At 42.9% G+C, this 22,305-nt stretch carries 15 protein-coding genes; 6 read left to right on the forward strand and 9 right to left on the reverse strand.

Annotated elements, in window-relative coordinates; translation table 11 throughout:
• Positions 1–279 precede the first annotated feature (279 nt).
• The 3 genes from moeB (at position 280) to KEM09_RS20515 (ending at position 3,111) form a co-directional block, all read left to right on the forward strand.
• On the forward strand, positions 280–1,386 hold the full coding sequence (moeB, locus tag KEM09_RS20505; protein WP_212231479.1) for a molybdopterin-synthase adenylyltransferase MoeB: 1,107 nt from the start codon (positions 280–282) through the stop codon (positions 1,384–1,386).
• A 219-nt stretch (positions 1,387–1,605) separates the two neighbouring features.
• Positions 1,606–2,511, forward strand: a complete 906-nt coding sequence (locus tag KEM09_RS20510; RefSeq protein ID WP_212231480.1) for an NAD(P)-dependent oxidoreductase — start codon at positions 1,606–1,608, stop codon at positions 2,509–2,511.
• A 75-nt stretch (positions 2,512–2,586) separates the two neighbouring features.
• On the forward strand, positions 2,587–3,111 hold the full coding sequence (locus KEM09_RS20515; RefSeq protein WP_212231482.1) for a hypothetical protein: 525 nt from the start codon (positions 2,587–2,589) through the stop codon (positions 3,109–3,111).
• 4 nt (positions 3,112–3,115) lie between these two features.
• Here the strand turns inward: KEM09_RS20515 and KEM09_RS20520 are convergent, their stop codons facing one another.
• The 5 genes from KEM09_RS20520 to ligA all read right to left on the reverse strand — a co-directional run bounded on the left by KEM09_RS20520 (position 3,116) and on the right by ligA (position 8,824).
• Complete coding sequence (locus KEM09_RS20520) at positions 3,116–4,501, reverse strand: COG3014 family protein (RefSeq protein WP_212231485.1); 1,386 nt, start codon at positions 4,499–4,501, stop codon at positions 3,116–3,118.
• An 82-nt stretch (positions 4,502–4,583) separates the two neighbouring features.
• Entirely contained in the window at positions 4,584–5,174 is a 591-nt protein-coding gene (locus KEM09_RS20525) for a penicillin-binding protein activator LpoB (RefSeq protein ID WP_212192857.1), read from the reverse strand.
• A gap of 57 nt (positions 5,175–5,231) precedes the next feature.
• The gene (dapA, locus tag KEM09_RS20530; protein WP_212231492.1) at positions 5,232–6,140 is read right to left on the reverse strand and encodes a 4-hydroxy-tetrahydrodipicolinate synthase; all 909 of its coding nucleotides are present in this window, start codon (positions 6,138–6,140) and stop codon (positions 5,232–5,234) included.
• A 10-nt stretch (positions 6,141–6,150) separates the two neighbouring features.
• A complete protein-coding gene (locus KEM09_RS20535; RefSeq protein ID WP_212231494.1) occupies positions 6,151–6,699 on the reverse strand; it encodes a DUF6913 domain-containing protein in 549 nt (182 codons plus the stop codon).
• A gap of 34 nt (positions 6,700–6,733) precedes the next feature.
• A complete protein-coding gene (ligA, locus tag KEM09_RS20540) occupies positions 6,734–8,824 on the reverse strand; it encodes an NAD-dependent DNA ligase LigA (protein ID WP_342344014.1) in 2,091 nt (696 codons plus the stop codon).
• 1,000 nt (positions 8,825–9,824) lie between these two features.
• On the opposite strand from ligA, the gene KEM09_RS20545 reads away from it, so the two are divergent.
• Together KEM09_RS20545 and KEM09_RS20550 are read left to right on the forward strand one after the other, a co-directional pair.
• The gene (locus KEM09_RS20545) at positions 9,825–11,462 is read left to right on the forward strand and encodes an ABC-F family ATP-binding cassette domain-containing protein (RefSeq protein ID WP_212231496.1); all 1,638 of its coding nucleotides are present in this window, start codon (positions 9,825–9,827) and stop codon (positions 11,460–11,462) included.
• Between the two features lie 350 nt (positions 11,463–11,812).
• Positions 11,813–12,871: an NAD-dependent epimerase/dehydratase family protein gene (locus KEM09_RS20550; RefSeq protein WP_212231498.1), complete on the forward strand. Its 1,059-nt coding sequence runs from the start codon at positions 11,813–11,815 to the stop codon at positions 12,869–12,871.
• A gap of 278 nt (positions 12,872–13,149) precedes the next feature.
• On the opposite strand, the gene KEM09_RS20555 is transcribed toward KEM09_RS20550, so the two are convergent.
• The 4 genes from KEM09_RS20555 to KEM09_RS20570 all read right to left on the reverse strand — a co-directional run bounded on the left by KEM09_RS20555 (position 13,150) and on the right by KEM09_RS20570 (position 19,281).
• Positions 13,150–14,778, reverse strand: coding sequence for an AMP-binding protein (locus KEM09_RS20555; protein ID WP_342344015.1), 1,629 nt, complete (start codon positions 14,776–14,778; stop codon positions 13,150–13,152).
• 203 nt (positions 14,779–14,981) lie between these two features.
• Positions 14,982–16,142, reverse strand: coding sequence for an MBL fold metallo-hydrolase (locus KEM09_RS20560; protein WP_212231505.1), 1,161 nt, complete (start codon positions 16,140–16,142; stop codon positions 14,982–14,984).
• Between the two features lie 205 nt (positions 16,143–16,347).
• On the reverse strand, positions 16,348–18,750 hold the full coding sequence (locus KEM09_RS20565; protein WP_212231507.1) for a TonB-dependent receptor: 2,403 nt from the start codon (positions 18,748–18,750) through the stop codon (positions 16,348–16,350).
• A gap of 126 nt (positions 18,751–18,876) precedes the next feature.
• Positions 18,877–19,281, reverse strand: coding sequence for a hypothetical protein (locus KEM09_RS20570; RefSeq protein WP_212231509.1), 405 nt, complete (start codon positions 19,279–19,281; stop codon positions 18,877–18,879).
• Positions 19,282–19,524: 243 nt separating this feature from the next.
• Between KEM09_RS20570 and KEM09_RS20575 the strand changes: the two genes are divergently transcribed.
• The gene (locus KEM09_RS20575; RefSeq protein WP_212231511.1) at positions 19,525–22,128 is read left to right on the forward strand and encodes a TonB-dependent receptor; all 2,604 of its coding nucleotides are present in this window, start codon (positions 19,525–19,527) and stop codon (positions 22,126–22,128) included.
• The last annotated feature ends 177 nt before the right edge of the window (positions 22,129–22,305 follow it).

Genomic DNA, 22,305 nt, shown 5'->3' on the forward strand with positions numbered 1-22,305 from the left:
TGTTATTATTTATAGTTGTTTCCAAAGTTTACTGTAATCTGACGCTAATCAATTATAATTCCAGCGCCTAAGAAGAACAATAAGGTCAAAAAAAAGATTTATTGCCTTCATGTTCTTTTGCCATTCATTGGTATTGAATGTTTTAAGACTACCAGTTCAAAAAGTAAGAATTTTACTTATTCGGTAGCTTTGTATCCCAATGCTGGTAACGATTTCATCAAAATACTTACTGTATCGGCTAAAGTAATTATCTTCACTGCCAAATTGAGTGAAATTAACATGTCATTAACAAAACAAGAGTTAGAGCGCTACAAACGGCACATCGTATTAACTGAAATAGGAGCAGAGGGGCAAATTAAGCTGAAACAGGCTTCTGTACTGGTGGTTGGCACTGGTGGGTTGGGCTCTCCAATAGCCATGTATCTGGCAGCTTCGGGAGTCGGTCATATCGGATTAATCGATTTTGATGTGGTGGATGTGTCCAACCTTCAGCGTCAGATTATTCATAAAACCAGCCATGTAGGTGAAGCAAAAACATGGTCGGCAGAGAAGGCCCTTAAGGAGATTAATCCGCATGTTAAGGTGTCGTTGTTCAATTGTGCTTTGAATAAAGGAAATGCCTTCGACATTATAAAGCAGTTCGATATTGTTACTGATGGAACCGATAACTTTGCTACCCGTTACCTGGTTAATGATGCCTGTGTATTGAGTGGTAAAATCAATGTGTTTGGCTCCATTCGTCAGTTTGAAGGGCAGGTAAGTGTGTTTGGTACGAAGGATGGTCCGTGCTACCGGTGCTTGTTTCCTGAACCACCTGAGGCGGGCAGTGTACCATCGTGTGCCGATGCCGGTGTTATGGGTGTTCTGCCAGGCGTAATTGGCACTCTGCAGGCTACCGAAGTCATCAAGCTGATTACTGGTATTGGACAAGCACTAACAGGTCGCTTATTAAACTATGATGCACTGGCCATGTCTTTTAATGAAATTAAATTCATGAAAGACCCTGATTGCCCATGTTGTGGTGAACATCCCACATTAACAGAATTGATTGATTACGAAATCTTTTGTGGCGATGGCGGAGATGTTGAGCGAAAGGATGAAATAAGTGCAAGTGAACTAAAGCAGCTGATAGAGGGGGGAGGAGCCTTGCAACTCATTGATGTGCGTGAACCTGAAGAGCTGTTGGAAGGGCAAATTGCTGGTGCACTAAATATACCCATGCAGCAAATTCCGGAGCGAAAGCATGAAATAGTCAGGGATATGCCCGTAGTAATATTTTGTCACCTGGGCATGCGCAGCCTGCATGTGATTGAGTATCTGAAGCGCGAGGGCTATGATAACCTGATTAATTTAAGCGGTGGAATAGATGCGTGGGAGGCTGTTTAATAGGCCCATAAACATGGAAAGACTCATCGCGAAAAAGAAAGAGATGGAAATAACTATGAGTCCGTCCATGTATACTATGGGTTAAGCGATTGCTAAATGGCGCACAAAATAACAATAGAAGACCTCAATGTCGTAAATTGAATGTTAAATCAATATGAAATTTTATAAATAATTGGCCATACCACGTGCTGATTAGTTCTCTCAATAACTGTTTTTAGAATGTTTTTTAAACAAATTGTTGTTCTTGATTATACAGGTTTGCAGGGCTTTGCATTGCAGCGCTTGCAAGAATTATCGGAAAATCCCGTAGCCATATATAATGATGTACCAGCGGACGAAGCTACCACCATAGAGCGTGCGCGGGATGCTGAAGCGCTTTTTGTATCATGGAATACGCCTGTTAGTGCAAAAGTGCTGGCTCAGTGCCATAAGCTGAAATATATTGGTATGTGCTGCAGCCTTATTGATGAAGACTCTGCCAATGTTGATGTACGTTATGCCAGAGCAAATGGAATTGAAGTAACTGGTATACGCGACTATGGGGATGAAGGTGTTGCTGAGTTTATCATAGCCGAATTAATTGGCCTGCTGAAAGGATTGGGTAAGCATCAGTGGCGGTCTGAACCACTCGAACTTGGTGGCCGTAGGGTAGGAATAGTAGGTATGGGTACTACAGGCCTGTTAACAGCCCGGCATTTGCAGTTTTTTGGTGCTAAGGTGAGTTACTACAGCCGCAGCAGAAAGCCAGATGTTGAGCAGTTAAAAATAGATTATCAACCATTGGAAGAGCTTTTGCAGAACAATGATATTATCTCTTTTCACTTACCCCGGAATGCAAAAGTTTTGAGTGAGGAGCACTTTCAATGGCTGGGGAATCGCAAAATTATTGTGAATACTTCACTTGGACTGCCATTTGAGAAGGAGGTGTTTGAGAAGTGGCTGCTAAGAAATGGGAACTATGCCATTTTTGATCATTGTGGCTTCGGTCCACACATGAATACATTAACCCGCTACAATAATATTATTTATTCCGACAAAACATCGGGCTGGACACGTGAGGCAAAAGGCCGGTTGTCGGACAAGGTGCTGGATAATCTTAACGCTTACCTGGCCAATATAACGTAAAGACTTGTTAATGCAACGTTAAAGAGTACCAGAAATAGAAGAGTAAAAAGTAAACTTGCAGCCCAATTATAAAATATGGCAACAGAGAATAAGAAGAATTCGGTAACAAAAATAATGCGCGTACTGCACCGCGATATTGGTTTTTTAATGATTGGTTTAACCCTGGTGTATTGTGTCAGTGGTATTATCCTGTTGTATCGGGATACCAATTTATTTACAGTCAATAAAAGGTATGTTGAGCAAATAGCGCCTCATACACCAGCAGATGAGCTTGGTGCTGCTTTGGAATTACGTCGCCTGAGTGTGACAGAAGAAAGTACCGACACCATATATTTTAACTATGGAACTTATTGTAAGTCCACAGGATTGGCAGATTACACGATTAACACCTATCCGGATTGGGTGTGGCAAATCAATGGTTTTCATAAAACCAAGAGCCGGTTTGGGGCACACTGGATGGGACTGACCTATGGTGTGCTACTGCTGTTTCTGGCCATTTCATCGCTTTGGATGTATAAACCCAAAAGCAGCAAGTTTAAGCGAGGCCTTGTTTTAACTGCTGTTGGTCTTATTTTGGCTGTTTTAGCTTTGTATATTTAAACCATCAGCGCTGTTGACTTTCCAGGTTGTGGAAGGCAAAAAAGGTTGTCTGATTCTTTTTTATATCAAAAGTAAATGGCACACTATGTTGCATGCGTCCCGATGTATTTAACTCGACTTGTTGCATACCCTCATCAAGCGGAATACGACAATAGGAAATGCTGTAAGGTAATGATTGCCAGTTGCGGGTATCCGCTTTTTCGGTCATAGCATTGACAATGCTAACGATGGTTCCCAGGTTTTCATTTTCATTGCGGGCCACTTCCTCCAGCGCTTTTTTAGTGGCTAAGCGGGCAATACCAGAGGCTAATTCACGCATCATCCGGTCTTGCAGGCATTGAAACGCCACTGCATTGATATTCTCGCCTAATTCCAAGGGATAGCTTTCCTGGTTGGCGCTAATGCTGGCAGTACTAAATACTGGTTTACGTTCGCGATATTTGGGAAAAGCAACTCTAAGAAAAGACAGGTTTTTGAAGGCCGCCTGATCGTTACGTGACTTATTGCCAATATAAATGGGAAAACTCAGCCCATATTCATCGTTAGCCAGGGTAATCCAACCGTCGTTATAACCTGTGTTGGTAAAGTTAATGCTCCATTCATCCTTAACCGGGCCAAAGCCATTTAACCAGAAAAAGACCAGGTAGCCCTTATCCGGATCTTCAGGCTCGTATTTGTAGCCAAACTTATTTTCATAAAAGTCCAGTTCTGTTCCAAAACCCAATTCATGAGCGGTACGCATAAGGTCGTACTTAAGCTGTTCAGGAACATCCAGGCCAAAGAGTGCTTTGTAATCCTCTTCGTAAATCTCCAGAGCATTACGATAGGCAATAAAAGCGTCGTTGGTATTGCCTGCAGCCTCATATACCAGGCCCATCAGACAATGAGCAAAGGCATCGCGTGCATATTTGTTTTTATGCTTTTTATACTTGTCATTCAGGTTTTGCAGAACAATATTAACGCGGCGGCATTCAATTAAGGCACCTTCATAATTCTTCAGGTAGATAAAGTTAAGCGCCTTGTAAAAGTGTACCAGTACAGCCTCAAAATCCTCTGGTCGATAGGGCTTCACCATGGGATTGGTTATTAAAGCCAGTGCCTCGTTTCCAAATGATTTACTATAGTCCTCGGCATAATAGTCGGCCTGATTAAAATAGTTGATGCTGGTTTCGTATTGCCCGTTCATAAAGCTCACTACACCGCGATTGCAAAAATAGAGATATCGGTTCTTACCTTCAGCTCCCTTGGTATCTTTGGCCAATTCTTTATCAGCAGCTTCAAATTGTCCGGAGGTGATTAAGGTTTGTAACTTAATATTTTGTTCGTAGTAGGTGGCGCATCCGCTAAGGATGGTAATGAGGAGTAATGAGGTGAGGATTTTGCTTTTCATGCTATGAAGGGCTGTTGGAGGAAAAGTGTAGATTAATGCCCGTTGGCTGGCAACAGGCATTAACTTTAGGTTTTTGTAACAATTAATTGTTAATGTACTTCTTAATTTCTTTGTCACCAATCCATACTATTTCATTGGTTTCAAGGTTGGAAAGCTCCATATTAACCTTGTAGAAATTAACACGTTCTTTCTTGTAGGTATCAACAATTGAGTTAATGTCTCCATTAAGCATAAAGTCGGCGCCTAACTCTTTACCCCAAGCCTTAGCTGTTGCCATGCTGGCAAACTCTTGCTGTGCGGCTCTCTCGCGGCGAAGTTCTTCGCGTTTATCGCCGGCTTGTACCAGGCGAACACGGCCACTGTTAATAAAAGCGCGTTCTACATCTTTTACAAAAGTCTCGGCACTAATATGTTCGTGTGATTTATTGTAGATTAAACCAACAACCACTACCGGCTTTTGACCATTATTATCGCCCTGATGGTTATCAATCCACGCTCCACCCAGCACCTGGTTAACCATTTCTTCGGCTACCAGACGAGAATCAGTATCGTTCCAACGGCCACTTAAATCAATGGCTTCTTTGGTATCAACGCGTTCTACAGTGTGGGCACATCCGGTGAGTAAGCTTACGGCTAGTCCTATTGCCAGTACGAATAACAAATTTCGTTTCATAAGTAATAAGTTTAGATTTTATTGGATAGTCTAATTTATAATCCGTGATTGAAAATATCAAAAAGCATTCCAAAATTCAGCCTGAAAGGCTTTAAATTGAGCTTTAAGCGTATCATATGTCTGTTCTGTTAAAGGAACAAGTGGCAGACGTAATTGGTTGTCAATGATTTCACGCATTTCTAAAATGGCTTTGATGCCTGCAGGATTACTCTCAATAAAGAGATTCTTTATAATATCCGTGAGGCCATAGTGTAGTCTGCGTGCTTTAATGTAGTTGTCGTTATGAGCAGCCTGCACCATTTGACTGAATGCTTTTGGATACCCATTGGCAACAACCGATATTACCCCGTCGCCACCAAGGCCAAGGATAGGTAATGTTAATGCATCGTCGCCAGATAATACCACAAAATCATCAGGTTTGTGTTTGATGATGTCCATTACCTGCAATAAATCACCCGAAGCCTCTTTCACAGCAATGATATTGTCAAAGTCATTGGCCAGCTGGAGGCATGTTGAAGCATCCAGGTTGCATCCTGTGCGCGAAGGCACGTTATACAAAATAATCGGTACGGGCGATGCCTCTGCAATGGTTTTATAGTGCTGATACAGTCCTTTCTGCGTAGGCTTATTGTAGAAGGGAGTGACTGATAAAATGGCGTCTATACCATCAAAATCAGTTTTGTTGATGGTGTCAGTCAATTGACTGGTATTATTACCACCCATTCCCATTACTATTGGCACCCGGCTGTTATTTGCTTTTTTGATGGTTTTTACTACCTCCAGCCTCTCTTTGTCATTTAGTGTGGCCGTTTCGGCTGTTGTACCCAGTGCAACCAGGAAGTTAACACCACCTTCATTCACAAAATTCACCAGTTTGGTCAATGCTTCGTGATCAACCTGTTTATGCTCGTTAAAGGGTGTTACAAGAGCTACGCCAGTACCTTTTAGTTGTTGTGCTGATATCATGGGGGCTATTTTAGTTGTTGTTAAGAAGTTTGAGGTAAAAGGTGATTTGTTTTTTTAGCTCAGACATGCCAGCTGTTGGAGCAAGCTCAATCATCAGGTCGTATAAGTCATTATCCAGTCCGGCTTTTCCTACTTTAAATTCAGCTTTTGACAGCTGGCCCAGGTAATCAATGGCAAATGGCTGTTCATTAACCAGGATAATGAGCAGATTAAACGGTGTATCAATAAAAGATTGAATAGCTTCCTTTTTAATGGCGTAGAAAAAGCTGAAGTCTTTTCGACAGGCAAAGCTGTAGGTGCTATCACCAATGTAGTTGTCGTCTCGCTTCTTTTTGTCAATAAATCCCAGTGCCTGTGAGCTGATGTTTTCTTCTTTCAATTCCTTAATTAGTTCTTTTACTAACTGGTGATTAGCCTCGTTGGTGGCATCGTAAAGGATACCAGCTGTTTGAGCTGTTTTAAGGTTGTGAAGTTTTTTAATTCGGGGTGCTTTTTGCAGCTGTTTGTCCAACTTGTATAAAGCTACCTTTTGTCGTATTGTATCAATGAAGTTGCTCATTTATCGGGTCGTTTCAATGTTATTTGATGATTGGTTACTGGTTTATCAGTTGTTTAAATTCATCTTCAGAGATGATGGTGACATTCAGCTTCTCGGCTTTGGCCAGTTTACTTGGGCCAATCTTATCACCGGCCACCAGGTAATTGGTTTTTGATGACACGCCACTCAGATTTTTGCCACCGTTTTTCTCAATCAGACTTTTCAGTTCATCGCGCGAGAAGCTGCTAAAGCTGCCACTTACTACAAAGGACATGCCTTCGAGTGCATTGGAATGCTGAGCCTGCTCTTCATCGGAAAGCTGAAACTGCAAACCTATTTGCTTAAGCTTATCGATAAGTTCGCGATTAAGTTCATTGTCAAAATATTCAAGTACGCTTTGTGCAATGCGTTCGCCTATCTCATCAACTTCGGTTAACTGTTCCAAAGTAGCATTCATCAGGGCATCGATGTTTTTAAAGGCGGAAGCCAGTTTTTTAGCCACCGTTTCGCCCACATAGCGAATACCTAATGCAAATAGCACGCGAGCAAAATTAACTTGCTTCGATTCTTCGAGCCCGGCAATGATGTTGTTGGCCGATTTATCGCCCATACGTTCCAATCCAGTCAGTTGCATGGGGTGTAGTGCATACAGATCGGCTACGTTTTTCACCAATCCATTTTTATATAGCAGGTCAATGGTTTCGATGCCCAGCCCGTCAATATTCATGGCTTTGCGGGCAATGAAGTGCTCAATGCGTCCCTTTACCTGCGGCGCACAGCTGGTAACATTGGGGCAATAATGTGCTGCCTCACCTTTCACCCTTACAAGCGGGGTTTCACATTCGGGACAATTCTTGATAAACTCCACCTTTGGAGCATTGTTTTCTCTTACTGTTTCGTCAACACCAACAATTTTTGGGATGATTTCTCCACCTTTCTCCACATACACCATATCACCCCCGTGCAAATCCAGTGAGTTGATGATATCTGCATTGTGCAGCGAGGCACGTTGAACCGTAGTGCCTGCTAAAAATACGGGTTCCAGATTAGCTACCGGCGTTACTGCTCCTGTGCGTCCCACCTGAAATGTCACCGACTTTAATTTTGTGTAGCCCTGCTCGGCTTTAAACTTATAGGAGATGGCCCAGCGTGGCGATTTGGCTGTGAAACCAAGTCGGCGTTGCTGTTCCAGACTGTTTACTTTTAGTACAATACCATCAATGTCGTAAGGTAAATCCTTGCGGGCTTCATCCCAATGCTTGATAAAGGCGAATACCTCGTCGATGGTTTTGCACACTTTCATATGCGGCGGTATCTTAAAACCCCATGAACGCGCTTTTTCCAGGTTCTCGGAGTGCAGGTTACTGGGTAAAACATCGCCCAGCATATAATACAGAAAGCAGTCGAGCGGACGTTTGGCTACCTGGGCACTGTTTTGCATTTTCAGCGAACCTGCTGCGGCATTGCGCGGGTTGGCAAAAGGAGCTTCTCCTACCTCCATACGGGCTTCATTGAGGGCATTAAATCCCTTGTGAGGCAGAAATATTTCGCCTCTTATCTCAAAGCTATCCGGATAATCGCCCTTTAAATTGAGCGGGATGCTTCTGATGGTTTTCACATTGTTGGTAACATTATCACCCTGAACACCGTCGCCACGTGTTACAGCCCGCAGCAAACGACCATTCTCGTAGGTGAGTCCAATAGCCGTTCCGTCGTACTTGAGTTCACATACAATCTCAAATGGTTCATCAATCAGTTGCTTATTGATACGTGTGTAAAAATCACTAATCTCCCCTTCGTTGTAGGTGTTACCCAGCGATAACATTGGATAGGCATGTTTTACCTGCTCAAATTCCTTGTTAATATCACTTCCTACGCGCTGGGTCGGACTGTTAGGATCGGCCAGCTCCGGATGTTCTTTTTCCAGTTTAATCAGTTGTTGCATCAGCTGGTCGAACTCAAAATCTGATATTTGTGGCTCATTCAATACATAGTACTGATGATTATGGTGATGAAGTAAATCTCTTAATTCGTGTATTTTATCCCCGATATTCGGCATCTTCTTGTTGTTTCGTAAGGTTGACAAACAAAAATACAATAATATTTCATTCAGAAAGGCGGTATTGGCAATGTTAGTGGTGTCCACGGCCAGGAAGTTATTAACAGTAAAGCACAGAGGGATTGTTAGGCAGCAGATAGTAGTCAGTGGTCAGTAGTTAGTACTGAGGCAGAAGGCAGAAGACTGGGGACCGACGACGGATGACAGAAGAGAAGTTAAGCGGCATGTGAATCGCTATTATCTAGCCCTTAGTGGCTTTTATTCGCGTCCTGAAAGGACGAAATGTAAATAACCGTGTGTGTAACGCACGGATGAAGCATTAACAGATGTTCAGCCCTGATAGGGTTGAATAGTAGTCTTCTGAACGTGATGCTATGAAAACAGCTATCTGATTGTAGTTTGCAGTTCTAAAGCGTAAGACAATGAATCTTCCCCTAAGATTGGTGGCGTTTCTCACCAATGTTGGTGACATTTTCCACCAATGCTGGTGACATTTTTCACCAATGGAGGTAAATCCCACAGATTTTTCCGTGCGAGGCCACAGACTTTTCTGTGCGAGGCTACAGACGAATCTGTGGTTGGCAATCGAAAAGAATGTAAGTTGGTATTAACCTGAGTTCGATTTAAATTTTAAAACTCAGATTGAAATAAAAAGCTGATTTACAATGAATAATTTTAGAGGGATAGTGAACAATTGCGATAAAATTTTAAGCAGTAAATCAGTTATTTATTCAAAGCATGTTAATCCCACTTACAAACAGCAATTTTCTTCGTGTAATCGACTCAAAATAGCCCGCTATTCTTTCGTCGATTTACACTTGAAACTCACTATTTGTAAGTGTTCTGAGTTCAAAATTTTACGTCGAACTCAGGTTATTAGTTAGTGGTCAGTAGTTAGGCAGGAGGCAGAAGATTGGGGACCGAAGACGAATGACGGATGGCAGAAGAGGAGTTAAGCGCCATGTGAATTGCTAGTAGTTAGTAGCTATACTCTGGCGGCTTTTAAATCAAAAAAACCTTAAAACGCCATGAAGGTGCTTCATGCTTAGGTGGATAATTTTATCTTTGCGGCGCAAAAAATAGAATTATGATTTCGGTAGATGGCTTAACGGTAGAATTTGGAGCTACCACACTCTTTAAAAATATCTCATTCGTTATTAACGAAAAGGACCGCATTGCGCTGATGGGGAAGAATGGGGCAGGTAAATCAACCTTGCTGAAAATACTGGCCGGCGAGCGCGAAGCCAATAAAGGACATGTGGCGGTTCCGAGCGATAAGGTGGTGGCCTATTTGCCTCAGCATTTGATGACCGAGGATAACCGTACCGTTTTTGAGGAGGCCTCACAGGCGTTTGCCCACATCTTTGCCATGGAGCAGGAGATGGCAGCAATTAATAAGGAGCTGGAAACACGTACCGACTATGAGTCGGAGAGCTATTATGAGCTGATTGAGAAGGTGTCTACACTGAGCGAAAAGTATTACTCCATTGAGGAAACCAATTTTGACGCAGAAGTCGAGAAGGTGCTGCTGGGTCTCGGCTTTTTGCGCGATGATTTGCACAAGCCAACCAGTGAGTTCAGTGGTGGCTGGCGCATGCGTATCGAACTGGCCAAGATTTTGCTTCAGAAACCGGATTTGATTCTGTTGGATGAGCCTACCAACCACCTTGATATTGAATCCATCCAATGGCTCGAAGAGTTTTTGATTGGCTGTGGAAAGGCGGTAATTGTGATATCGCACGACCGCGCATTTGTTGATAATATCACCACACGTACCATAGAGGTGACTATGGGACGTATCTATGACTATAAGGTGAACTACTCCAAATACCTGGTGCTGCGTCAGGAGAGACGTGAGCAACAGTTGAAAGCCTATGAGGAGCAGCAAAAGATGATTGCCGAAAATGAGGCTTTTATCGAGCGCTTTAAGGGGACCTACTCTAAAACGCTGCAGGTACAGAGTCGTGTGAAGATGTTGGAGAAACTTGACAGGGTAGAGGTGGATGAAGAAGACCGCTCGTCTTTGCGTTTGAAGTTTCCGCCTGCACCACGCTCAGGTAGCTACCCACTGATAGCCACCGAAGTTACTAAGTATTATGATGATCATCTGGTGTTTGCCGATGCTTCAATAACCCTCGAGAGAGGTGAGAAGATTGCCTTTGTGGGGCGCAACGGTGAAGGTAAATCTACACTGGTGAAGGCCATTATGGACGAGATAAAGTACGATGGTCAGTTGCAGCTGGGACATAATACGCAAATTGGCTATTTCGCGCAAAATCAGGCCTCGATGCTGGAGGATGAGCTAACCGTATTTCAAACGATAGACGATATTGCCGTGGGCGACATCCGTACCAAAATTAAAGATATGCTGGGCGCATTTATGTTTGGTGGCGAAGATATCGATAAGAAAGTACGTGTTCTGTCGGGGGGTGAACGTACCCGTCTGGCCATGATAAAGCTTTTATTGGAACCTGTTAACCTGTTGATACTGGATGAGCCGACCAACCATTTGGATATGAAAACCAAAGATGTGTTGAAAGATGCCCTGAAGGCCTTTGACGGTACACTGATTCTGGTTTCGCACGACAGGGATTTCCTGGATGGTTTGGTAGATAAAGTGTATGAGTTTGGCAATAAACGCGTAAAAGAACACCTTGGAGATATTAAGAGCTTCCTGGAAATGAAAAAGATGGCACACCTGAATGAACTCGAAATGAAAAACTAAAGACAGCTCAAGCTGTTATTTATATATAATGGTATTGATCCGGTATTACTCTGTAGTACCGGATTTTTTTATGAGTATGTGCTACTTGCTATGCATTTTCCAGATGTTGAGTAAGTTTTTTTCTTTGTGCTCTTTGGGGCTTCGTGGTGAAATTACGATTTGCAAGTAGAATAATAGAGATGATTCATTTAAGGTAGAGCCTGTTGTTGTTTAATTCCTTTGGAATTATTTCCGAATAGCTTGAATAGCTCAACCATCCATATGTTTTTTATTAGTTTCATTCTTTCGCCTTGAACAATAGCCTTGGTTCACTGCTTTATGTATATTGTAGTAAATATAAGCACCAAGCTATGATACAGATTGACAAAACAAAACCTGTAATGGTAACCGGAGCAACAGGTTATGTAGCCGGTTGGCTGGTTAAAAAACTCCTGGACGAAGGATTGACTGTGCATGCTGCAGTCCGTAACCCTGATAATAGAGAGAAAATGAAGGTGTTGGATGAACTGGCTAATCAATCATCTGGTACCATTAAATATTTCAAAAGCGATTTACTGGATGAAGGTTCCTACGCTGAGGCCATGGAAGGGTGTGAACTGGTGTTTCATACGGCGTCGCCATTTACCTTAAGCGTTAATGATCCGCAAAAGGAACTCGTTGAACCGGCGCTTCTGGGAACACGCAATGTGCTGGAGCAGGCCAATCGAACCGAATCGGTTAAACGGGTGGTGCTAACCAGCAGTGTGGCGGCCATCTACGGTGACAATATCGATATTAAGAATACCGCCAATGGCATCTTTACAGAGGAAGACTGGAATACCAGTTCGTCGCTCACACACGGTGCTTATCCTTATTCTAAAACATTGGCTGAGAAAGAGGCCTGGAAAATTAACAGTGAGCAAAGCCGCTGGGACCTGGTGGTGATTAACCCATCATTGGTGATGGGGCCGGCTGTTAATCCGCAGAATGTAACATCCGAGAGTTATGCCATTATCAAACAAATAGCTGATGGTACGCTGAAAGCCGGGGTGCCATATATTGGCTGGGGTGTGGTGGATGTGCGTGATGTTGCGGAAGCCCACTTTCAGGCTGGTTTTGTATCAACCGCCAGCGGACGACATATTGTGTCAGGCCATAATACTACGTTCTTGGGGTTGTCTAATACGCTATTGCCAAAGTATGGTAATGCCTATCCTATACCAAAAAAGGAAATGCCCAAATGGTTGATTTGGCTGGTAGGCCCCATGCTTAACAAAGCCTTGACGCGTAAGTACATCTCGCGCAATGTGGGCTATGGCTGGAAGGCTGATAACCGCAAGAGTATTCGCGAATTGGGTATTCAGTATCGAACTTTGGAAGAAACCGTTAATGAGATGTTTGAGCAGTTGGTGGAAGCGGATGCTTTGTAAAGTGATTTCACATTAGTTCAATGCTGAATGCTAATGGCTTTTAATGACCTTAATGTAGCAGGGGAGGTGTCTGTTATACACTTGCTAAACAAGTTTGATTTAAAAAGGCTGGCCCAAAGAGTACATAGTATTTGCGTATGATTCCATCTATACCACATATTATTAGGAGTTGTGGTAGTTTTTAGTTCTCTTCAGGACAGCCCTTCCTGTTGCTTTTAATGATAACATTTGCTAGCTGTTCCCTTGCTTAGCAAGTTCGCAACATGCTATCAAACCGCTTACTTGCGTTGCTCCAAACCAAGTTCGTTGGCCGATATTTCGCGCATTTCTACCTTACGCACCTTACCGGTTACTGTAGTTGGAAATTCACTCACAAACTTCCAGTATTTAGGGATTTTAAAGGTGGCAATCTGCCCCTTGCAATAGCTGTGAAGCGTTTCACCCGTAATGTTTGCACCTTCCTGAGGGATGACCCAGGCCATCACTTCTTCACCGTATCTGGCCGATGGTACACCAATCACCTGCACATCTTTAATGTCATCGTGTTTGTGCAGAAACTCCTCTATCTCGAAAGGCGATATGTTTTCACCGCCGCGGATGATCAGGTCCTTGATGCGGCCCACAATCTTTACATAGCCGTGTTCGTCCATCTCGGCCAAATCACCGGTATGCATCCAGCGCCCTTCATCAATCACCGATGCGGTGGCTTCAGGGTTATTCCAGTATTTAAGCATCACCGAATAGCCGCGGGTGCAAAACTCACCCTGCTCACCACGGGGGACAATCCGGCCCGTTTCCGGATCGATGATCTTGATTTCGAGATGGGGATGTACCTTGCCCACGGTGGCACATCTGCGGTACTCATTATCATCCACAAATGTTTGGGTGCTCACAGGCGAGGTTTCTGTCATGCCATAGCAGATGCCTACTTCGCGCATGTTCATCTTCTCTCTCACGGCCCGCATGGTGGATTCGGGGCAGGAAGCACCTGCCATTATGCCGGTGCGCAGGCTCGAATAGTCATACTTGTCGAAGTTGGGATCGTTCAGTTCGGCAATAAACATAAGCGGTACCCCATAGAGCGACGTACACTTTTCGTTCTGAACCGTTTGTAGTACCGTGTCGGGCACAAAGGCCTCGCCGGTTAATATCATGCAGGCCCCGTGGGTGATACAGGCCAGGTTGGCCAATACCATGCCAAAACAATGGTACAAAGGTACCGGAATACACACCCTGTCTTTTTCGGTGTATTTGAGGCGTTCGCCAATGAAAAAGCCGTTGTTCAGGATGTTATGATGCGACAGGGTGGCGCCTTTGGGAAAGCCGGTTGTGCCAGAAGTGTACTGTATATTGATGGGGTCGTCAAACTGCAGGCTGGCTTCGCGTGCCAGCAAATCGTCAGTGCTTACTTTTTTGCCTGCTTCAAGCAGTGAGTTCCAGTCATGCTCCATTACAATGATGTGCTTCAGGCGAATGCATGAGGCCCGTACTTCATCCAGTATCTCCACATAATTGGTCTGTCGAAAGCCTTTAGACATGATGAGCAGGCTAATTTCTGATTGCTTCAGTGCATATTTCAGTTCTGACGCTTTATAGGCCGGGTTGACATTAACTAATATTACCCCGATGCGCGCTGTAGCAAACTGCACCAACACCCACTCATAGCGGTTGGGCGACCAGATACCAACGCGGTCACCTTTTTTAACGCCATAGGCCAGAATACCTTTGGCTACTTCTTCTACCTGCTGCCAAAACTCCCGGTAGGTGGCGCGGTAATTCTGATAAGGAACCACCAGGGCTTCACTATCAGGATATTTATCAACAGTTTGTTTTAATTGTTCTGAAATAGTTATGCCCAACAAGGGCACGTCGGACGTTCCGTTGTCGTACGATAATAGATTGTTCACAATGTGTGGTTTAATGGTTAATTATAAATTGAAGTTATTTGGTTAAAATAGATGTTGAATTAACACAAAATAACTCACAACGCAAATAATCAACAATAAAACTTTACATCACACGATCTTATTTAGATATGTTTTATCTGTCATATGAATAACATTTAAGTAATAATGTTCTGTTTTTGTTGGTATTACTATGAATCTATTTCTTATTTATTGACTGTTACCATAGGTTCTTTTCGCCTTTCTTCCCACCATTGAGTTGTAGCGGGTATTTCGCCATTCAGCACCAGGCCTTCGCCAATGCGTGGGGTGATAACGGGTAATCCTGTTTCGTTGGCTTTGGCACTGGCTCTTGTTATGGGATCAAGCCAGTCGTGCATGGACAGTTTAAATGCACCCCAATGAATGGGCATAACAATTTGCGCTTTTATATCCTCTGCCGCGAGTATGGTTTCTTCAGGCATCATATGTATTTCCTTCCATAACTCGTTGTATTGGCCACATTCCATCAGTGCCAAATCGAAGGGACCATATTTCTTGCCTATGGTTTTAAAGTGTGGGCCATAACCACTGTCACCGCTAAAAAACACTTTCTTTTCAGGTGTTTGAATCACCCATGAGCACCATAGCGTTGAGGCCTGATCGCTGAACCATTTGCCGCGTCCTGAAAAGTGTTGAGCGGGCGTGCAGGTAAAGCTCAACTCATCCAATTGAGCGTGCTGCCACCAATCCAGTTCGGTGATGTGTGCGCTATGCACACCCCACGCCCTTAGATGTGTTCCAACACCCAGGGGTGTATAAAACGCTTTTGTTTTATCTTTCAGGCGTTTAATTGATTGGTAATCGAGGTGATCATAATGGTCGTGTGAAATGAGCACCAGGTCAATAGCTGGTAGCTGCTCAATCTCAATGGGCATCTCCTTATTAAATCGTTTAACACCAATAAATGGCACAGGTGAAGCTGATTGTCCGAGCATGGGGTCAATCAATATATTTTTACCATTGGTTTGAATCAAAAAGGATGAATGGCCAAACCAGAACAAGCGAAAATCACCATTGTTCTGCAGTAATTCTGCCGGATCCATGGCTATGGGCTGCGGGGCTTGTGATGGGGTGGCATTGGGGTGTACGTTGAACTGCTCTTTGATCATGGCCCAGAACTTTTTGCCAGTCATCTCCATTTTTACGTCGCCCATGTTGGCAAATTTACCATCACGATGTTGAGGTGATTGATTGTATATTAATTGTTGTTTTTGGGTAGGATGGCCACCGAACTGGGGACTGAGTGCCATAAACAGCACTACCGATGCCATCGCTATTACCAGGATACTTGCTAGTATTATCATTGTCTTAACTATTTTTTTCATTACCGCGCATTTTAATGCTAACAAAAGTAAAGGTCATTTGGCTCATAGGCTAAAACATTTTACAGCTTGCTGTATACATTTTACTGATTTATCAATTCGATGCACATCAGGGGGAGGTCTGAACGTTTTTGGTTAGTAAAAACAATACTTTATAAACAAAAAGCCCGGCTATGGCCGGGCTTCATATCGTTATACTATCATTTGCTTAGTGTCCGAATACATTACTGAGTTTAATACCAAAATATACAGTTCTTGGATTGGTTGGTCCGTAAATGTATGCCGGGTCGCGATCCATGCCTGAGTCAAAATCATCCTGGAAAGAGTTTAAAATGTTTTTAACGCCTGCAAAAGCTTTGAATGGCAAGCCAGCTACTTTAAGATCATATTCTGCTTTGAAACCAAGGTCGAAGAAAGTTGGTGTAGTTCTGATAGTTCCTTGAATCCCATCTTCTTCGATGATAATGTCGTCGGGCCTGAATTCGGTTCCATAGTATGCGACTTTCATTTTACCGGTATAGGTAGCGCTGGCTATAAGGCATAAACGTGGCATAACATCATAGTCAAGCGATAAGAAACCATAGTCATCAGGTGTTCTTAGGAAATCTTTCTCTCCCAGTTCCTGTGCATCACCATAAACGCTGCTTTGGATAGTATAACCGGCCTTTAGGTAAATACGATTGCCTGGCGATGCATTTGCTTCGAAGTTGACACCTTTAACTGTGGCACCGTTATCTGCATTGGTTCTAATATAGGTGGTTACGCCAGTTGTCTCGTCGTATTCAGGGTTTTGGGCAAAAGCATCATTCAGATGGGTATAAAACCCTTCAGCCAGTAAGCCAAGGTTCCAGTTGCCAATTTTACGGTTAAAGTCAACAGAAGTCATATAGCTGTGACTGGTTTCTTGTTTTAAATCAGGCGCATTAGCATGCACTACTTTGCGCGAGCCTGATGTTTCGATGTGTAAATCTTCATCGAATACCTGTGGAGCGCGGTATCCTTGTGAATAGCTCACGCGCCACTGTAGCGAAGGAGCAATATCCCACAAGATATTTAAACGCGGGCTGAAAACGTTACCCGAATTATTTCCCTCCTTGTGATCCAGATCAGTTATTTCATAGCGATCGAATCGGGCACCCACTGATGCTTTTACTGGCCCAAAGTATCTGTCATATTGGGCAAATACCCCATATACATTCTTATTCTGGTCAGTAATGACAGTGTTAGGTACGTGGCCATTTGATCCAATAACATTGCCATTATCATCGTATATCAGGTCAAGGTAACCCAGTTTCTGGTCGAGCATATCATCATGCACCAGCTCTATACCCGTTACAATACTGTTTTTTCCAAAGTCGGATTTAAACTGTGTACCCACGTTGAAGGTTAAGCCATCAGTTTGTCCGTAGTCGGCCAGGCTTTGGTTAGCACCATAGTATGATGCCCTGTCTACATTCTGAGCCGAACCATAAACTGACAGCAGACTCCCGGTTCCAATAAACCGTTCGTAGGTAAGGGCAGTTGTGGTAATTTTATGATCTACCGCTTCCGATACATCTGCTTCGTGGTGTGGTTTATCAAACGCATTTCCGCCACGTCTTTCTTCATTTACCCTGATAAAATCAAGGGTTAATTTATTGCGATAATCAATTCGATGGTATAAGCGTCCTCCAAAGGTCAGGTTTTCAATTTTAGATGATTCGGAGTAGCCATCACCATTGGCATCAAACGGATCCTTATCGCGATAGAAGCCAAACAAAGCAAAGCCGGTTTTCTTATCATCGCTCACTATGGTAGTATTCATATTCAGTGAGTAATCAGAAGCAACCTTACCATCTGTTCCAACACCAATAGAGCTGTGTTGTGTTGATATATCATAAGAATTATTCATTGGATCGCGTGTGATCAGGTTGATGGTGCCTGCCACCGCATTGCTGCCATATAATGCCGAACCACCTCCTCTAACTACTTCAATACGTTCTATCATGCTCGAAGGAATGAGTTCCAAACCATAAACACCAGCCAGATTGCTAAAGATCGCCCTGTTGTTGATCAGGACCTGTGAATGAGCACCGTCCATGCCATTCATGCGAACTTGTGTAAATCCACAGTTCTGACAATTGTTTTCGAGTCTTAAGCCAGGAATATAGTTTAAACCTTCAGCTATAGAAACGGATTGGGTATTTTCCAACAAACGAGGGGTGAGTGTATTAACAATAACTGATGCCGTTGTTCTCTTTTGCTCATTTCTGTCAGCTGTAACAACTACCTGCTCCAGACCTAACACATCGGTTTCAAGACTGATATCGAGCACTGCTTTTTCACCGCGTTTAAATACGAGGTTTTTTTCAACAGGCTTATATCCAATGGCCTGAACTTTTACAGTAAACTCGCCTTCGGGTATAAAACCTAATTCAAATTGTCCATTAAGATCAGATGCTGCCCCAAGGGTTGTATTCGCCAGTGTAACTGTCGCAAATGGTAAAGGTTCGCCTTCAGATAAAATAGTGCCGCTTAGTTGGCACATTGGTTCTGGTGGAGCTTGAGAGAATACTGATGCAGGTATAAATAAACATAATAGTATCAGGGCTTTCGCAATGGTGTATTTCATTGTTAAAAGTAATTTGTAATCCGCAGATTTGTTGTGAGTTAATAATTAGGTTGTGCGTCTCCTTTTAGAAAAAGACACGAAAAACGGTTGACTTTGTTGGTCAATAAAAATTAAGAGGAATAGTTCTTAAGCAACAGGTGGCGCCCTGCCAGCGCTGTGTTTGATGAATTTGTTGTTGGCAGTAATTACTGTTTCAAACTTAAGCTTGTTGAAATAGACTGGCAGGATATCAGAAAGAAGGTCAGGGCTTTCTTCCGATAGCATTGTTTGCAGCTGCTGATAAAACGTAAAATCGGCTGAGTTATGTGAATGACCGTCGCAGCCCGGGTGTGCATGACTATATGTTTTACCGTCTATCTTGTGAGTATGATAGAAGAGCGCATTGCTTGCAATTTGAATTGCAAACAGCACAATTAGTATCAGTGCTAGTCTATTAAAGACCTTTTGGTATTTTATATACTCTTTTATCACGATGCAAAAATGAAAAAATTCTTTATTCCTGCCAATACCTACAAATAGGGATTTTGTCATGTTTTAAAGAGCATCAGTTAAGCTGCGGAGCTTCCCAAGATGGGGCAATATGGATGCTTTCATAACGGACTATGTTGTTTTTCGTTAAGTTTTATTGAAATTAATATGGTTTGTATCTCACTCTGCTTAAGTGATTAGTCTATCGGGATGAACAAAAATGGCATATAAAAGTAAATTACTACCATAATACTTTAAGTGAGTATGCTATTTTAGCGCCCGAATAATTTTAACTACATCAATATAATGAATCACAAATTTATTACAAGTGTTGTATTTGGCTTGCTATGGTCATTATCAATGCTTGCACAAACAGGAGTTATCAAAGGTCGGGTAGTTGATGCTCAAAGCAATGAAGATATTCCATTTGCCAATGTTGCCTTACTTGAAAATGGTGAAATACTCACAGGGACTGTTACAGACCGCAATGGTCATTTTAAGCTGGACAAGATAAATGCCGGTAATTATAGTATAACAGTGTCTTTTTTGGGCTATGATGCTAAAGAGATAAATGAAATTTCAATTACACAGAATGATCGGGTGGCTGATCTGAAAAGTGTTGCTTTAAGTTCTTCTAGTGTCAGTATTGAAGGTGTTGAGGTGACAGCGACGGCACAAACCGTATCATCTAAAATAGACAGAAAAACCTATAGAGCTGATGATTTTGCCACGGCAAGCGGAGGAACAGCTGTGGATATACTGGATAAGCTCCCTGCCGTCTCGGTTGATGGCGATGGAGTTGTGTCGGTACGCGGAACAAGCGACTTTTTGGTATATATTAATGGTAAACCTACACAAACCAGCGCCAGTGATATACTCAGTCAATTGCCCGCTGATCAGATTAAGAATGTTGAGATTATCACAGTGCCGGGAGCGCGATATGATGCTCAGGGTAAAGGGGGTATCATTAACATCACCACACAAAAGGGTGCGTTTGATGGACTTTCGGTGGTGGCCAGTGGTATGATTGGCGGAACCCCATGGACCAATAAGGATGATGTGTATAGTCGTCAGGCGTTGAATAACGACCGGTACAATACCAGTTTGAGCCTGATGTATAATAAGGATAAACTATCGCTTAGCGGTGCACTTACAATGCAATCGCGCAATAATAAGGGACGAGGTATAATCGATCCTTATATTTATCAGCATCCTGATGAGTCTGTCAGCGGTTACCCCGGTAGTTACTATGTGTTGGATGGTGAAGGTTCGCGCCCTAAATGGTATACCAATGTGATGGCAAACGCAGGCATTAACTACCAGCTTAGCGATAATGCTGAGCTGGCTGCCAGCTATCAGTATTCGAAGCGCACCAGCGGTCGAACAGCCAACTATGTTTATAAAGCTTATTTTGCTGATGCACCCGATGGCGAACCCTATGATGGTACCTTGCAGAATATTTACAACCCTAACGATATTCATCGCGATGGCTGGTTTAGTAACTTAAGTGTGGATTATATCCAGCATATTGGGGAGCAGTCGAAAATAAGTACCTCTTTTATTTATGAGACCTCAAACCTGGAGCAAACCATCGATAATAAAGAGTTTACCTACGATGGCGAACGGTATTATTACGATGATACGCCCGACTTCCATTCGTTCCAGAGCGATGAAACACCTTTAGATGCCTATCGTTTTGTGTTGGATTATCAGCATAAGTTTGATAATGGAAATACCTTAAACACCGGAGTTCAGCCCCAATGGATACGCCTTCAGGGTGAGTTTGCTTACGATACGATAATTGGTAATGGCTATTGGGGCGATCCGAGTATTGAAAGCTATGACAATAGTATCGACCTGAAGCGCGATGTGTATTCGGCTTATGTTGATTATAGCGGGAAAACAGGTAAACTGAACTATGTGTTGGGTTTGCGTGCCGAATATATGGATCAGTTAATGAATGTGAGGAGTACTGAGTATTTCGAATATGTGTATGGCTACTTTAGTGAAATTGGTGAAGGGCGCGATTTTGATCAAAAAGATTTTCAACAGCGCAAATTTGACCTGTTTCCAACATTGCATGCCAAATACGATATAAATGATGCCAATAGCCTGTCGCTGGCGGCCAGTCGTCGAATTAACCGACCTCCAGCCAAGGATATGGCGCCTTTTCTGTATCGTCGTCATCAGGAGATATACGAAATGGGCGATCCCTTGCTGAAGCCCGAATACACCTTGAATGCAGAACTGAACTACACACGACGATTTGGCAAAAATAACATTACCCTTACCGGCTTTTACCGTGGTGTGGATAATGCCATTTATAGGGTAAACAGGGTAGCGTATGATATGGGTAATCCGGGTGGTGTACTCTTACGAAGCTATACCAATGCAGGCAACCAAACAGCATTAGGAGCCGAAATGGGAATGAACATTGATTTAATGAATAAGGTAAAAGTGTTCGTTGGTGGAGCATTGTATGATTTTCAGGTAATTGCCGATGATGAATTATTGGGGGAAAGTCGCGATAGCAGGAGCACCAACTGGAATATTAAGTCAAATGCATCATGGCTAATCACCACTCCATTAAAGTTAACGGTAGACTATTCCATTAAATCAGCTTCCGTGACACCACAGGGAGAAAGCCTGCAGTTTGAAGCCTTAAATGCTGCTATTAATTATACGCCTGAGAAATTACGGGGCTGGACTTTTTCAGCCAGAATGCTTGATGTTCTGGGAACCAATCAGGCTGGTGGGTATACGGCTGCCTATGAAGGAGAGCAGATTTTGCTCCGACGTGGGTATGTTTACGATTATGAAGGCCAGATTGTAGAGCTTGGTATAAGTTATTCATTCAATAATAAAAAGCAGAAATCACAAAGAAAACATATTAGTGACGACTATTTCTAATACCACGATTGTGTTTTTAAAATAAACAATAGGTCCCTTGCAGTACCATTTAATAGGTGTTATTGCAAGGGATTTTTTGTACTAACCTGAGTTCGACATAAAATTACTGGCTCAAATCGCTTATAAATGTTTAGTTTCAAGGAATATTTGTGAAAGCATAGCGAGCTATGGTGAACA

Source organism: Carboxylicivirga mesophila, from assembly GCF_018271975.1.
Classification (GTDB): domain Bacteria; phylum Bacteroidota; class Bacteroidia; order Bacteroidales; family Marinilabiliaceae; genus Carboxylicivirga; species Carboxylicivirga mesophila.

What these genes read in the sequence shown, in the direction of transcription:
- moeB (WP_212231479.1), top strand. Translation starts at nt 280, where the DNA reads ATGTCATTAACAAAACAAGAGTTAGAGCGCTACAAACGGCACATCGTA.
- KEM09_RS20575 (WP_212231511.1), top strand. Translation starts at nt 19,525, where the DNA reads ATGAATCACAAATTTATTACAAGTGTTGTATTTGGCTTGCTATGGTCA.
- KEM09_RS20515 (WP_212231482.1), top strand. Translation starts at nt 2,587, where the DNA reads ATGGCAACAGAGAATAAGAAGAATTCGGTAACAAAAATAATGCGCGTA.
- KEM09_RS20535 (WP_212231494.1), bottom strand. Translation starts at nt 6,699, where the DNA reads ATGAGCAACTTCATTGATACAATACGACAAAAGGTAGCTTTATACAAG.
- KEM09_RS20520 (WP_212231485.1), bottom strand. Translation starts at nt 4,501, where the DNA reads ATGAAAAGCAAAATCCTCACCTCATTACTCCTCATTACCATCCTTAGC.
- KEM09_RS20570 (WP_212231509.1), bottom strand. Translation starts at nt 19,281, where the DNA reads ATGACAAAATCCCTATTTGTAGGTATTGGCAGGAATAAAGAATTTTTT.
- dapA (WP_212231492.1), bottom strand. Translation starts at nt 6,140, where the DNA reads ATGATATCAGCACAACAACTAAAAGGTACTGGCGTAGCTCTTGTAACA.
- KEM09_RS20560 (WP_212231505.1), bottom strand. Translation starts at nt 16,142, where the DNA reads ATGAAAAAAATAGTTAAGACAATGATAATACTAGCAAGTATCCTGGTA.
- KEM09_RS20545 (WP_212231496.1), top strand. Translation starts at nt 9,825, where the DNA reads ATGATTTCGGTAGATGGCTTAACGGTAGAATTTGGAGCTACCACACTC.
- KEM09_RS20510 (WP_212231480.1), top strand. Translation starts at nt 1,606, where the DNA reads ATGTTTTTTAAACAAATTGTTGTTCTTGATTATACAGGTTTGCAGGGC.
- KEM09_RS20550 (WP_212231498.1), top strand. Translation starts at nt 11,813, where the DNA reads ATGATACAGATTGACAAAACAAAACCTGTAATGGTAACCGGAGCAACA.
- KEM09_RS20525 (WP_212192857.1), bottom strand. Translation starts at nt 5,174, where the DNA reads ATGAAACGAAATTTGTTATTCGTACTGGCAATAGGACTAGCCGTAAGC.
- KEM09_RS20565 (WP_212231507.1), bottom strand. Translation starts at nt 18,750, where the DNA reads ATGAAATACACCATTGCGAAAGCCCTGATACTATTATGTTTATTTATA.